Source organism: Streptomyces sp. ISL-1 (assembly GCF_018614585.1).
GTDB classification, from domain to species: Bacteria; Actinomycetota; Actinomycetes; order Streptomycetales; family Streptomycetaceae; genus Streptomyces; species Streptomyces maoxianensis.
In genome coordinates, this window is sequence record NZ_JAGGOI010000033.1 from 1 (window position 1) to 13,249 (window position 13,249).

General features: G+C 69.1%; 12 protein-coding genes. 2 read left to right on the plus strand and 10 right to left on the minus strand.

Features of this window, described 5'->3' with window-relative positions; genetic code table 11:
* The 4 genes from J7E87_RS24275 to J7E87_RS24290 form a co-directional block, all read right to left on the minus strand.
* Nucleotides 1-201: hypothetical protein (locus tag J7E87_RS24275; protein WP_215096638.1), on the minus strand; the 201-nt coding region annotated here is incomplete at its 3' end.
* Between the two features lie 301 nt (nucleotides 202-502).
* Nucleotides 503-733: a hypothetical protein gene (locus tag J7E87_RS24280; protein ID WP_215096639.1), complete on the minus strand. Its 231-nt coding sequence runs from the start codon at nucleotides 731-733 to the stop codon at nucleotides 503-505.
* Between the two features lie 282 nt (nucleotides 734-1,015).
* A complete protein-coding gene (locus tag J7E87_RS24285; protein ID WP_215096640.1) occupies nucleotides 1,016-1,927 on the minus strand; it encodes a hypothetical protein in 912 nt (303 codons plus the stop codon).
* 491 nt (nucleotides 1,928-2,418) lie between these two features.
* Nucleotides 2,419-3,375, minus strand: coding sequence for a LysR family transcriptional regulator (locus J7E87_RS24290; protein WP_308313058.1), 957 nt, complete (start codon nucleotides 3,373-3,375; stop codon nucleotides 2,419-2,421).
* A gap of 212 nt (nucleotides 3,376-3,587) precedes the next feature.
* On the opposite strand from J7E87_RS24290, the gene J7E87_RS24295 reads away from it, so the two are divergent.
* Entirely contained in the window at nucleotides 3,588-4,547 is a 960-nt protein-coding gene (locus J7E87_RS24295) for an NADP-dependent oxidoreductase (RefSeq protein WP_215096641.1), read from the plus strand.
* Between the two features lie 88 nt (nucleotides 4,548-4,635).
* Nucleotides 4,636-5,340, plus strand: coding sequence for a type 1 glutamine amidotransferase domain-containing protein (locus J7E87_RS24300; protein WP_215096642.1), 705 nt, complete (start codon nucleotides 4,636-4,638; stop codon nucleotides 5,338-5,340).
* Nucleotides 5,341-5,414: 74 nt separating this feature from the next.
* Here the strand turns inward: J7E87_RS24300 and J7E87_RS35965 are convergent, their stop codons facing one another.
* The 6 genes from J7E87_RS35965 to J7E87_RS24330 form a co-directional block, all read right to left on the minus strand.
* Nucleotides 5,415-5,879, minus strand: a complete 465-nt coding sequence (locus J7E87_RS35965; RefSeq protein ID WP_308313059.1) for a transposase — start codon at nucleotides 5,877-5,879, stop codon at nucleotides 5,415-5,417.
* Nucleotides 5,880-5,981: 102 nt separating this feature from the next.
* Nucleotides 5,982-6,134, minus strand: a complete 153-nt coding sequence (locus J7E87_RS24310; RefSeq protein WP_215096643.1) for a hypothetical protein — start codon at nucleotides 6,132-6,134, stop codon at nucleotides 5,982-5,984.
* Nucleotides 6,135-6,139: 5 nt separating this feature from the next.
* Entirely contained in the window at nucleotides 6,140-9,595 is a 3,456-nt protein-coding gene (locus tag J7E87_RS24315) for a DNA polymerase III subunit alpha (protein WP_215096644.1), read from the minus strand.
* Nucleotides 9,596-9,772: 177 nt separating this feature from the next.
* A complete protein-coding gene (locus J7E87_RS24320; protein WP_215096645.1) occupies nucleotides 9,773-10,153 on the minus strand; it encodes a hypothetical protein in 381 nt (126 codons plus the stop codon).
* 176 nt (nucleotides 10,154-10,329) lie between these two features.
* Nucleotides 10,330-11,217, minus strand: coding sequence for a GNAT family N-acetyltransferase (locus J7E87_RS24325; RefSeq protein WP_215096646.1), 888 nt, complete (start codon nucleotides 11,215-11,217; stop codon nucleotides 10,330-10,332).
* A gap of 195 nt (nucleotides 11,218-11,412) precedes the next feature.
* Nucleotides 11,413-12,564, minus strand: a complete 1,152-nt coding sequence (locus tag J7E87_RS24330; RefSeq protein WP_215096647.1) for a hypothetical protein — start codon at nucleotides 12,562-12,564, stop codon at nucleotides 11,413-11,415.
* Nucleotides 12,565-13,249: the final 685 nt, after the last annotated feature.

The window sequence follows — 13,249 nt, forward strand, 5'->3', positions numbered from 1 at the left end:
GCCGTCGCGGTTCACGGTGACGTCAACGGCGGTCAAGGCCTGGGCGAGCTGGTCGAGTTCGGCGGTCACGGCCGCGGCGGTTGCCGGCCAGGCAAGCTGCGCGCGGTCGGCGTTCGCGCGGTTCACAGCGTCCGGGACGGCGGGGGCCTCGAGCTCCTGGGCGCGGTCGTCGATGTCGCGCCGGGTGAGGTAGACGGGCATAGGGATGCTCCTTGGAAAAGTGTCTTCGGTGCTGGAGCGCTGCCACGACGCGCCAACGAGAAAACAATACCCCCCTTATGTCACCCTCGGTCGGCAAGGATGCACGTACCGAATGCTGTGCTGTCCGGCTAGACTCGATAACGAGACCGCCTCTCGGGTTCTCCCGCGGAGTGTGTGTTTTCGGTTGGCCGGCGCCCTTGCCACCCGCCTCGGCGGATTGGGCGCCGGCCGTTTGCATGCCCAACTCCGCTTGCCCTGCGACACGCAAGCGTCCCGCCGGCCGACGGGCTCGCGTAAGCCCCTAGAACTCGCTCTGCAGCTGGAATGCGCTGCGGCCGCGTCCTTGTCCGGGGCGGGCAGTGTGGACGAAGGGCAGGTTCGCGCGGGCGCCCGAGTGGAACTCAACGCCGACGCCCGGGTGCATGGCCGGGGCCGTCCGGTCGCGGTAGCCGTAGGCGCGGGCGATCTCGTCGGAGGCCGCGTTGATGAGGAGAGCGGCGAGGTACGCCTCCGCCCGCTCCGCGGAAATCATTCCCTTCTCGTACAGGGACGGCAGCGGAACCTCGGCGGGCGGCTCTCCCGTGAGGGCGCCTCGGGTTGGTCGAGCTTCTCGCCGGGCGCGGCGACGCCGGTGATGCCGACCCACAGCTGTGCTCCCGAGCTGAAGGTGATGGCGAGGCCGGGGGGGCGTGAGCCTTCTTCGCTCCACCGGCTCCACTGCCTGGATGTCCGGGCCCTTGGCGAGGGCGTTCAGACAGAACTGCTGGAACCGTTCAGAACGCACGTTTTCGATCTCCATTTCGATTGAGCTGCATCATCGTACGGACCGGCGGCCGCTGCCGTGCGCGGCACGGCGGTCATCGGAAGGGCGGGCCAGGGCTGCGGGCATCACGGCGTCGGCACCGAAGCGGGCGCGGGCTTTGTCGGCGGCGGCTTCGATGCGGCGAGCTCTGTCGTCGCCCGGGTCGAAGGTGAGCTGCCGGGTGGCACGTTCGGCGCCCTGAAGGTCTTCCGCGCGCAGCGCGATGCCGCGGACGCGGGCCCGCTGGAGACCGAGGGCGCTGTAGATGTCGTAGGCGGTGCGGGCCAGGCTCGCGGTGTGGTTGGTGGATTCGGGCAGGCGGCGGGTGCGCACGGTCATGGAGCGGTCGGCGTAGCGCACGGTCAGGGTCAGCCGGCCCGTCACCTGTCGTTCCTTGCGCAGACGCGCGCCGAGCTGTTCGGCGAGGGCGAGCACGGCTTGGCGGTGGCGGGCGGGGTCGAGTTCGTCGCGGGTGAAGGCGTGGTCGGCGCTGCAGGAGCGGGCGGGTGCCTGGGGAGTGACCGGGCGCGAGTCCTCGCCTCGGGCCCGGTCGTGGATCTGCCGGCCAGCGGCCTTACCCAACAGACGCTGCAGGGTACCCAGCGGTGTGTCGGCGACGGCGCCGACGGTGTGCAGTCCGTGCCGAGTAAGGAGGCTCGCCGTCGACGGGCCGACCCCGAACAGCGCGGCGACCGGGCGGGGGCGCAGGAAGACGGCGATCGCCTCAGGGGTGTGCTCGAGGTGGGTGATGCCGCCGGGCGCGGTGGCGTCGGCGGCCATGGCGGCCAGCATGCGGTTGCTCGCCGATCCGATCGTGGTGCTGATGCCGTGCAGGGCGAGCGCGCGCAGCCTCACAAGCTGGGCGATCTGCTGAGGGTCACGGTCGAAGTACCGCAGGCTGCCGGTGTTATGAACAGCTCGCATGTCTCAGGCCCCCTCCTGTCTCACCAACGCCCCAGGTGAGGCCCAAGGAGGATCCACCTCGAACCAAGCAGGCTGGTGTCTCAGGGATAGCCCGGAACCGTTGCTCGTACGTGGTCTTCGAGCCGGGCCCGCGGATGCCCTTGCGAGGGCCGAATTGGTCGGCGTCGCGGAGTGGTCGGCTGCTGCCGTTCTAGAGATCTTTAACCGTGCGGGTTACGTCGGGCCGCGACGGCTGTCGTGGGCCGCGTTATGCCGGAGAGATGAGGTATCCCGATGGTGGCGCACTGACCGCGGAGGCACGGGCTCGGCGTGAGCGGATCCGCTTGGCGGCCGCCGGGCACTGCTGGCCACTTCAAGGCGCTCGGACGCGGGCGCCCCGGTCCCTCGCAAGTCCTCATCGGATCCTGCATGTTGGCCACTATTCAGTTCGGTTGGCCACCTTGGGCAGGCCGGCTGGCCAACCCTATGCATCTTCGGATGGCCCGTTCAGGTCAGGCTTCCTGTGCGTCGAGGCGGGCTACGGAGCCGCTGGGCCGGGCTCGCCAGGTCTTGCCGACGGCCAGCAGGTGCTCGCGGACCAGGATCAGGTGTGGGTTGCTGGGACTGCCGGGGCGTTGGACGAGGTAGGCGGTGTTGATCGGTGGATCCTCCGGCTGGTGCAGCAGCTGCAAGACGCCGGAGGCGATTTCGGTACGGCACAGGTAGCTGGGCAGGACGCTCCAGCCGGCGCCGGCCGTGACGGCGGTGAGGACGCCGCGCAAGTCGGGAATGGTGATCGCGGCCTGGGCGTGCAGGCAGCGGTTGAAGACGTGGCGCCAGTAGCGACGGGCGATGGGCAGGTCCTCGGCGTAGGCGATCAGTGGGTGGCCCTCCAGGGCAGTGGGCAGCTCCTGCCCCTTGAGCCGTTCGGCCCATGTTGGGGCGGCGACCAGGACGAATTCCTCGTCGGCGAGGAGTTCGGCGTGCAGCGTCCGGCCACTGGGCCGTCGAGTGGCGACGACGAGGTCGTGGCGTCCGGCCCGCAGTTCTTCGAGCAGCGGTTCGGTCAGTCCGATGGTCATCCGCAGCCGGACTCCCTGCGCAACGAGCGGGGCCAGTACCTTGAGGCCGGCGCCGCTCAGGAACTCCGCGGGCCCCGCCAGGTGCACCGGCGCCGGGCTGTCGCTCGGCCCCTCGCCGGTGATGCCGGCCAACTGGTCCATGGGAACCGACAGCTGCGGGGCGAGCTCGTACGCATGGGGCAGCGGGGTGACGCCGCGCGCCCGGCGTTCGAACAGTTCACGGCCCAGGTGGTTCTCCAGCGCCCGGATCTGCGTGGTGACGGTGGACTGCGACAGGCCCAACCGACGCGCAGCGGCGGTGAAGGATCCCAGTCGGTGCACTGCGAGGAAGGTGCGCAGCAGGTTGAGGTCCAGCGGACCGGACCCACGGGTGTCCTGATCGCTCACGGTGTCGAGCCTACGAGATATGCGTGGCGGCCACCGCCGTCCATCCCCGTGTCAGGCATCGGTTCTTCGATACCTGGTACCGGTGTTTCCATTGGTACGGACACGTCGGCGGTTTTAGATTCGAGGCGGAAGCACACAGCTACCCGACTTCACAGGCGCCAGCCTCGCCACTGGCTAGGACGCGCCGACTGCCCGGAAAGCGACCGTGAATCATGAAGGCCATCGCGCTCGAACAGTACGGCTCGTCCGACGATCTGCGGCTGATCGACCTGCCCGATCCCAAGGTGGCGCCCGGCGAGGTCCTGGTCCGTGTGAAGGCGGCCGGGGTCAATCCGGTCGACTGGAAACTCGCCGCCGGGTACCTGGATCCGATCATGGAAGTCCGCTTCCCGCTGATCTCCGGCTGGGACGTCGCGGGCGTGGTGGAACGAGTGGGGCTCGACGCCACAGAGTACGCCGTGAGGGACGAGGTCTTCGGCTACGTCCGAAAGGACTGGGCACAGAACGGGGCGTACGCCGAACTGGTCTCCGCCCCCGTGCGCACCCTGGCCAGGAAGCCCGCCGCGCTCGGCTGGGAGCAGGCCGCGGGGCTGCCGCTCGCGGGGCTCACCGCCTACCAGAGCATCAAGCGGGTCGGCCTCGGCCAGGGCGAGACCGTGCTGATCCACGCCGCGGCCGGCGGTGTGGGCTCGCTCGGCGTGCAGATCGCTGTCGCGCTCGGCGCCCGCGTGATCGGCACCGCGAGCGAACGCAACCACGGCTTCCTCCGCGAGCTGGGCGCGGAGCCGGTCACCTACGGGGACGGGCTCGCCGACCGCATGCGGAAACTGGCGCCCGACGGCGTGGACGCGGCCCTCGACTTCGTCGGCGACGGCGCGGTGGACGTGTCGCAGCAGCTGCTCAAGAAGCGTGACCGGGTCGCGTCCATCGCCGATGGCGAGGTAGCGGCGAAGGGCGGTCACTACGTGTGGGTCCGCCCGGACGCGGCCGACCTGGCGGCTCTCGCCGACCTCGCGGATGCCGGGAAGCTCACGGTTCCCGTGGAACACGCGCTGCCGCTGGCCGAGGCGACCCAAGCGTGGCGCCTCGGCCAGCAGGGCCACACCCGCGGGAAGATCGTCCTGACCATCGCCTGCGGTGACGGGCGCTGGGACGGTGCTCAGCACCAGTGAATGGCGGCCCCGCGGAGATTTGTAACCGCCGAGGCGGTGTTGTCTGCCGAAACTCCCCACAAAGGGGACCAACAGTTAGAGGTACGTCATGCCTGCAGCCACGAACAAGATCCTTGTCATCGTCACCAATGCCGACGAATACCAGAAGGTCGGCCTGCGGACCGGACTCTGGCTCGGAGAGTTGACCCATTTCTGGGACTTCGCCGGGGAGCGCGGGTTCACGATGGATATCGCGAGTCCGTCGGGTGGCAAGATCCCGCTCGACCCGGAGAGCCTGACGCGGCAGATGCTGGATGCCGAGGGCACCGGCAAGCGATACCTGGACCGAGACTTCATGGACCTGCTGAAGGACACCATGAAGGTCTCCGACGCGGACATCGACGACTACGACGCCATCTACCTCACCGGCGGCCACGGGGTCATGTTCGACTTCCCGCAGAGCAAGGACCTGGAAAGCCTGATCGCCAGGTTCTACGAGACCGGTCGTGTGGTGGCGACCGTCTGCCACGGCGCAGCCGGCCTGCTCAACGTCACCCTCAGCAACGGTGAGCCCCTGGTCAAGAGCAAGCGCGTCACCGGGTTCTCATGGCCCGAAGAGGAACTGGCGAACCGGGCGAAGGCGGTCCCCTACAACGTCCAGGAAGAGTTGAAGAAGCTCGGTGCCGACTACAGCACGGCTGCCCAGCCGTTCGCCCCGTATGTCCTCGAGGACGGGCGCCTGATCACCGGCCAGAACCCGTTCAGCGCCAGGGCAGTCGCCGAGGCAGTCGTCAAACAGCTAGCCGCCAAGTAAGGGCTCCGCGGCGATATTCGAGGACCGCGCATGTCTGCTGACCCGTCGAGCTAGAAGATCTTCGATGGCTGAGGCTACGGCGGTTGGAGGTCGAGCCCGGTCTTGGCGACGAGGCCCTCCGTGAGGCGGGGGCGGTACTGCATCCGCTTCAGCCCCATCTTCACCAACGCGGTGAGCTGGTCGAGGCTGTGCTTGATGAGGTTGGCCAGCGACCTCTTCAGGTGCGACCACACGCCCTCGACGGCGTTGAACTCGGTTGCGTAGGGCGGCAGCTGGTGGACAGTCAGCCATAATCGGGCGGCGATCAACTCACGCAAGGTGCGACTGACGTGCGTGGTGAAGTCGATCCGGGGCGCAGCGCGGTTCCCATGCCCTCGCCAAGGAGGTGACCGATGAGCTGCGGCCCACCTTCGGTGAGCACCGCGGTGTGTCCGTGGGCGCGGAGAGCCGCGAGGACGTCGGCCATACGGAGGGCCGATGCTTCGGCCGCGGTGAGTATCGCGCATGTTGACGGCAGGCATCCCGCCAGTCGGCGGCATGCACGAGCGCCCCTCTGCGACGACGAGAGAGGGAAGTTACCAGCGCCGAAGAGACCAGTTCGGCGCTGTTCGGATGAAATGAGACAGTTACAACTCCTGGACCTAACCGGTGACATCGCAGTCGGCGGCGTCCGGTGGCAAAGCTTGGGTGCGGGGGCTGATGTCCTGCAGCTGCTCGATCAGTCGTCCATAGAGTTCGGGGTCGGAGCCGTCATTGATGTGGAAGTGGATGTGGAGGATGTGCCGTTCGGTCATGACGTTCACCCCGCGCTTCCTGGACTGGTGTAGCCGAGGGCTTTGAGGTCGGCGGAGCGCTGCCCGGCCGGCTGCAGGTCGGCCCAGGGGTGCAGTTCGGCTCCGGTCTCCTGCGTGATGGTGCGTTGCGGCGCATCGTCGCTGGCTGCCGGCGTGGCCGGGGTTGGGGTGGCGTCGGGGCCGAGGAGGCGGTGGACGGCTTCGGGTCCGTGGTCGCGGCGGGCGGCGGCGAGGGCGTCGAGGTCCCAGACCATGGTGCCGGTGACGGTGTTGCGGCCGCCGCGGCGCTGGATGGCGCCGCGGACCAGGAGCAGCCCGCTGTGGAAGATCGTGTGCGCGCAGGCGTCGTGGCTGTCTTCGAAGAAGGCCAGGTCGACCATGCCGGAGCCGTCTTCGAGGGTGACGAAGATGACCCGCTTCCCGGATCGGATGGGCGGGGTCTGGGTGGAGGCACGCACGCCGGCCACAAGGACCCGCTGGCCCGGGCGCAGTGCACGGAGGTGGGCGGCATCGGTGGCGCCGAGCTCGCGCAGCAGCTGATGGTGGTGGTCCATCAGATGCTGCGACACGTCGATGCCGAGGACCTGCAGCTCCGCGCCGAGGGCTTCGCGGCTGGTCATCTCCGGCAGCCCGGCGGCCTGCCCGGCCGCCTCACTCTCGGCGTGGAGGGGGAGTTGCCCGTCGTCGAGGGGCCGGCCGCGGTACTGGCGGTGGAGTTCGGCGAGGTTCAGCATCAGGTCGCGCCGGGTGAGGGGACCGCGCAGTGCATCGAGGGCGCCGATGCTGGTGAGGCGTTCGGCGGTCGGCCGGCTGGGGCGGGCGCGCTGCCACAGGTCGGACAGCGACGTGTAGGGCTGGCCGGCGGCGATCCGGGCAACCTCGGCCTCGCTGATGCCGCGCACGCGGGACAGGGCCAGGCGCACTCCCCAAGTGCCGTCGGGGGCTTGCTCGATGGTGTGGACGGTCTTGGAGTGGTTAATGTCGACGGGCAGCACGGCGACGTTGTGGCGGCGGGCGTCGGCGACGATGACCCGCTTGGGCCACATGCCGGGATCGTGCTCCAGCAGGCCCGCATACAGGGCGGCCGGATGGTGGGCTTTCAGCCAGGCCGACTGGAGGGCGGGGACGGCGAAGGCGACGGCGTGGGCGCGGCAGAATCCGTAGGCGCCGAACGCTTCCAGCGTGTCCCACACTTTGTCGAGCACGTCGGGTGTGTAGCCGCGGGCGGTGGCCTGGTTGAGGAACCAGGCGCGGACCTTGGGCATGCGCTCTGCGTCGCCGAGGGCGCGGCGGGCGATCTCGGCCAGGGCCCGGTCGCAGCCGGTCAGGGTGGCGACGATGTCGATGATCTGCTCGTGCCAGATCACCACCCCGTAGGTGTCGGACAGCACCGGTTCCAGATCGGGGTGCGGGTAGCTGGGGGCTTTGCCGTGGCGGGCGGCGATGTACTGCTCGGGCATGCCGCCGGCCACCGGCCCGGGCCGGAACAGGCTGATGTCGGCGATGACGTCTTGCGTGTTGCGGGGCTGCAGCCTGCTGAGCAGGTCCATCTGGCCCGGGGATTCGAGCTGGAACAGGCCCAGGGTGTCGGAGGCCTGGATGAGCTTGAAGGCGAAGAAGTCGTCCAGCGGCACCTGCTGCGGGTCATCCAGGTCGATGTGCCGGCCGGTGGTTCGCTCGATCTCGGCGGTGGCGTGGGCCATCGCGGACTGCATCCGCACGCCGAGGACATCGAGTTTGATCAGGCCGAGGTCTTCGACGTCTTCCTTGTCGGCCTGAACCATCGGATATCCGCCGGGGGTGGGCTGCACGGGCAGCCGGTCTAGCAGTGAGGCGTCGGTGAGGATGACGCCGCAGGGGTGCATGGCGATCCCGCGTGGCAGGGCGTCGAGGCCTTCAGCGAGCTCGAACAGAAGCCGGTACGCGCCGGCCTGGGCGGCGAGCTGCTTCAGCTCGGGCAGTTCGGCGAGGGCAGCGGTGATGTCGCAGGCCCTGATGTGCGGGAACGATTTGGCGATCCGGTCGACATCGGCCGGGGGGATGCCGAGGGCGAGGCCGGTGTCGCGCAGGGCGTGCCGGGCCCGGTAGGTCTCCGGCATGCCGGTGACGGCGACCCGTTCCAGCCCGAACCGGTCAATGATCTTGTCGTAGACGTCGAGGCGGCGGGCGGACTCCACGTCGATGTCGATGTCCGGCAGCGAGGCGCGGCGCACCGACAGGAATCGCTCAAAGAGCAGCCGGTGATCGAGCGGGTTGGCGGTGGCGATCATCAGCGCGTGATTGACCATGCTGCCGGCGCCGGAGCCGCGGGCAGCGACCCGGATGCCCATCTCCCGTACGTCGGCGACGACTTGGGCGACCGTGAGGAAGTAGGTGTCATACCTGAGCCGGCCGATGACGGCGAGCTCCTCCTCCAACCGCTGGAGGGCCGCGGTGTCACGGTCCAGGCCGCGGCGGACCATGCCGGCCTCGCACAGGTCGCGCAGCAGCCGGGATGCCTCCCCCGCTCCCCCACCAGCGCCGACGACTTCCGGTTCGGGGAAGTGCGGTGTGCCCAGGCCCAGGTCCACGACCGGGTCAACCACGCACTGCGCCGCGGTCGCTTCGGTGTCGGCGAGCAGGCGGCGGGCCCGCTGCTCCCCCAAGCCTGCGGCTTCGGCAATCCGCAAGGCGGCCTCGGTCATTGCGCTCGGGTCCTTGAGCCAGCGCTCCCCCGAATCGAGCCGGCGCCGGTCGATGGGGCGCAGCAGGCGGGCCGCGTCCAGGACGTCGGCGAGCCGGTGCTGGCCGGGATCGGCGTACCGGGTGGCGTTGGTCAGCACGGCGGGGATGTGTGTGTGGTCGGCGAGCTGGAGGGTGCGGGCGGCCAGGCGCAGTGAGCCGGGGCCGGTGCCGGATTGGCCGTGCCATACCGCTTCCAGCCGCAGCCGGTCGCCGAAAATCTCACGCCAGGGGGTGAGTAGCTGCTCGGCAATGTCCGGCCGGCCCGCGGACAGGGCACGGACCGGTTCGGAGACCGGCCCGAGCAGCGCGATCAGCCCGTCGTTTCCGTGCTCACCGAGCGCCTCCCAGGAGAGCACGGGCGGCTCGCCGTGCGGCTGCTGGTGCGCGGCGGAGGTCAGGCGGCACAGCCGCGCCCAGCCAGCCTTGCTCTCGGCGAGCAGCACGATGCGCAGCGGCCGCTCGAGGACGTGGGCGCCGCCGCGCACCGGGGTACGGCGGCGCTGCGAACGGACCGCAAGCAGAGGGACGACGGCCAGGTCGATGCCGAAGACCGGGCGGATGCCGTGCTTCATCGCCGCCTTCGCGAAGCGCACCACGCCGGTGACGGTGTTCCGGTCGGTCAGCGCCAGCGCGCTCATGCCGCGCTCGGCCGCCCGCTCCACCAGGTCCTCGGGGTGGGAGGCCCCGTACCGGGCGGAGTAGCCGGACGCGACGTGCACGTGGGTAAATCCCGCCATGCCGCGCCTCCGAACACCACAACCCCTTCCGTCCATTTTCGTGCGAAATACACCGAAAAGCGATTTCGAACCCCTGTTCGAGAACAGTAACGCGTGATGCTGGGTTCAGCGACCGTGGCGCACGTGAGGACCCCACGGACGCAAAGCCTGGGCACGCGGTGTTGACGCAGCCGGGCGTCATTGAGCTGCCGGCTGTTCCGGGTCCGCGGAATGCTGTTCCGCGCCATAGGGCGGGACGTCGTCGGGGGTGAGGTCGATACGGAGCCGGTGGAGATTGACGGGGTGGCGCCAGCGGCCGCGATCGACAGCGGTATCACCGTGAAATTCCGCGACGAGCTGGGCGGGGGTGAAGGCGAGCGGTTCGCGGCTGCCCCAGTGCGACGTGAAGTGAACGTCGTGCCAGGGGTGGTCGGCGCCTGCTGGGGTGAGCAGGCCGCCGCCGAGCTCCGCACGAAGCCGCGGCGCCAGGGGCGTGCTGCGGGCGACCAGGAGGAAGTGCCCGTCGGTGGTGTAGCGGCCGAGCAGAACGGTCTCCGGCCGGATGAGGCTTCCGGTCACTGCGCCGATGACCGCTTCAGCGGTGTTGCGGGTGCACTGGTGAAGAGGCAGTATTCGATCCCTGCACTATTCGCGCGCAGCGGTCCGCGGCAGATGGTGCGCCCACCCAGCCCGCCCGGATCGTCGATGCGGGAGCTACCTGCTATCCCTCCTAGGCCGTTGTCCAGGGGAGCCCGTCATCCGGCCTGTGGTGCGCCATAGGAGAACCTGTATCCGGCGAAGTCCGCGACATGGACGTACCCGATACGCTGGTAGAGGGCGTTGCTCGTGGGGTTATCCGGGTCTGTGAACAGGACAACGTCCGTCGCCCCTGCGGCCTGCGCGGCCCTGCTCGCCTCGACCGTCACAGCTCCGGCGTAGCCGCGGCCGCGGAGGTGGGCCGGGGTGTAGACGGGGTCCACCCGGACCATGCCGCCGACGACCGAGGTCGAGGCCGCCATCGAGACGGGGGTGCCCTCCGGTGTCTCCCAGAACGTGAAGTGCCTGTCGCCGAAACGCGAGTCTTCCCAGGAGCCGGAGTCAATCAAGTCGATGGAGTGCTGCTCCCCGACGTCGACACAGAACTCGCGGCACCAGCGCACGATCTGGTCACGGTCCTTACCGCCCGTGAGGCGGCCCTGGCCCTCCGGGCCAGGCTGCGGTGGGGTGAGCGTGCCAAGACGGTAAAGATGCGTCCGCCAGGAAGGCACCGACGCCGCGCCCGTGTGCTTCTGCCATGACTCGGAGAAGGCGCCAGCGGTGTCGTGGTCCGAGATGACGTGGGCGGGTGAGTGACCGAGGCCGGCCAGGTGTGCAGCGAGGGCATCGGTCTGCTCGACAGAGAGAGGCGTGATGCCCAGGCGTCCGAGGGGGGTGAGATAGAAGATCGCGCGGACCTCGCCCTGTGATTCCAGGCGGCCGAAAACGGCGGCTTCGGCGTCCTGATCGGCCGCCCTGTGTGTCCGCAGCTTCTCGATGTCCGTCAGCGGCGTGTTGTGCAGGGCGGCTCGCGAGCGCAGGAAGTGCCCGGCTCGGGCAAGGAAGGCGTCGATGTCTTGGGTGAGGTGCCAGTCATCTGGGAGCATGCTTCATGATCCCGGACGACCTCGGCTCGAGGCCGCCCCTTCAACGCCTTTGAGCCACGTCCCGTTCCCCCTCGTCCAGCGCGGGCGCCTACGGGTGCTGCAGGGGTGCTGGCCCGGGATACGACCAAGCCTGTTTGACGTTGGTGGGTCCAGCTGACGCGTCCGCAGAGTGAACAGCCCTGTAGCTCGGCCCGGTCACGTCAGCGACGACACGTATTCGGACCAGTTCTCGCCTGCGAGCGTGGCCCAACGTTCGGCTGTCTTGGGGTGTATGCCGAGCAGGTCAGCGATGACCATGGGCGGCAGGTCGGCCAGGGAGTCCATCATGGCGGTGTTCCGAGCTGCGCGGGCGGGCAGACCGTGGTGTCTCAGCGTGTCGGCGAGGCCGAGGGGGTTACGCGGGCGTCCAGGGCTTTGTCCGGGCAACAGGTACCTTCGTTCAGCCGTGGTGCCGTGCCGGGGCGTGTTTTGGCGGAGCTGATCGTCGATCAGACGAGCGAGCTTCGGCGGGAGCACGAAGGGGTGCTGGTTGACCGCCAAGTAGGTGTGCTCCTGGTCCCGGCTGATGTGGTCCTCGGTGAGCTCGATGATGCGGGTCAAGGGAAGCGCATAAAGACGGACGAGAGCAGCCACGACGCGGACGTCCAAGGGCAACCCAGTGTCGTTCAAGCAGCGCAACAGCTCCTCGCGGGCCTCACCTTCGGCTTGGAAGTGGCCGGGGAGTTGCGAGGCTGGGTGCTCGATGGTGAGGCCGGGCGGGCAGAGGCGTCGTGCGGTGCTCCAGCGGAGGAAGGGGATGGACCGGGAGCGCAGGGTTGGCCTGTCGGTCGCCCAGACGTCCAGGTGCGGCTGCTGGAGTCGACGGAGGCGCAGGTGCTGGGAGTCGAGCCAGTTCAAGAAGTCGATGGCGGCGAGCACGTTGCCGCAGTCGCCTTTGTACGCGGCGTAGGTGTAACGGCCTCGGGCTGAGCGTCGGCGGGCGTCGCGGATGATGTGCCACTCGGCGAACGGCCGGATGAGATTGGCGTGCCGCGCGGGGAGTTCGGCCACGGTCCGCGCTACCCAGTTGGTGAGCAGGCCGAGGTTCTCATCGCGTGGCGGCAGGATGCCGGCGGTGACGAGCAACCCGCGCACGTAGGCGGTGGCAGCCCGTTGCGGCAGCGAGTCGAGGGATTCGTGGTTCAGCGCTCCAGGATCGAGGACCAGGCGCTCCAAGAGACGGGCGGCAGGGCTTCGGCGCAGCCACTGCAGGACGCGGTAGGGGTTTTCCGCGCTGGTCAGGACAATGGCGAGGGGTTGGAGTGGCTGGACCACGCTTGCGCCGTCTACGGAAAGCAGTTCGGTCACGCGGGCGGCCAGGGTGCAGCGGGGACAGCGGGGGCCGGAGTAGAGGTCCGCTGGCTCACCGCAGGCCGAACAGCGCTCGACCGGTTCGTCGGGGAACGAGCACGCCTTGCACAGGAGGGTTCCCTCAACGGTCTGACCGATCAGAATGCGATGTCGACTGCACGAGGCGCACGGTGCAGGGGTCGACAGAGCTGCTCTGTAGCAAGAGTCGCACACTGGCCCTCGCGGCCAAAAGACCTTGACCTTCGTGACATTGCCGCACAGGGCACACGCGCACTCTTCGCGAGGGCGGCACGTGTCGCAGTGGAACGGGCCCAGGCCACCGTTGATGTGGTGGCCTGGGCGCACCCTTTCGCAGACGGCGCAGGTCTTCTCGTGTCGCTTGTAGCACCGATCGCAGGTGTCTGGCCTGGTGCCGTCGGCCCGGGCGACGATGGGAACGATCTGTCCGCAGACACCGCACAGGCGGGCAGGGCTGGAGTAGCAGCTGCCGCAGACCGGTCCGTCGGAGGTCAGTGCGTTGACCCGGCGTAGTCGTCCGCAACGGCAACAGGTCTGAGAGTGCGGAACGTGAGCTCTTGTCCGTTTCGTGGTTGAGGTTGGGGAAGGACCGCTGGTGGCGGGTGGGGGGTGGCCCTCAGGCGTCGGGGCGGGCGAACAAGCCGGGTTCGGGTTCGATGAGGAT

What these genes read in the sequence shown, in the direction of transcription:
- J7E87_RS24280 (WP_215096639.1), bottom strand. Translation starts at nt 733, where the DNA reads ATGATTTCCGCGGAGCGGGCGGAGGCGTACCTCGCCGCTCTCCTCATC.
- J7E87_RS24285 (WP_215096640.1), bottom strand. Translation starts at nt 1,927, where the DNA reads ATGCGAGCTGTTCATAACACCGGCAGCCTGCGGTACTTCGACCGTGAC.
- J7E87_RS24295 (WP_215096641.1), top strand. Translation starts at nt 3,588, where the DNA reads ATGAAGGCCATCGCGCTCGAACAGTACGGCTCGTCCGACGATCTGCGG.
- J7E87_RS24300 (WP_215096642.1), top strand. Translation starts at nt 4,636, where the DNA reads ATGCCTGCAGCCACGAACAAGATCCTTGTCATCGTCACCAATGCCGAC.
- J7E87_RS35965 (WP_308313059.1), bottom strand. Translation starts at nt 5,879, where the DNA reads ATGCCGCCGACTGGCGGGATGCCTGCCGTCAACATGCGCGATACTCAC.
- J7E87_RS24310 (WP_215096643.1), bottom strand. Translation starts at nt 6,134, where the DNA reads ATGACCGAACGGCACATCCTCCACATCCACTTCCACATCAATGACGGC.
- J7E87_RS24315 (WP_215096644.1), bottom strand. Translation starts at nt 9,595, where the DNA reads ATGGCGGGATTTACCCACGTGCACGTCGCGTCCGGCTACTCCGCCCGG.
- J7E87_RS24325 (WP_215096646.1), bottom strand. Translation starts at nt 11,217, where the DNA reads ATGCTCCCAGATGACTGGCACCTCACCCAAGACATCGACGCCTTCCTT.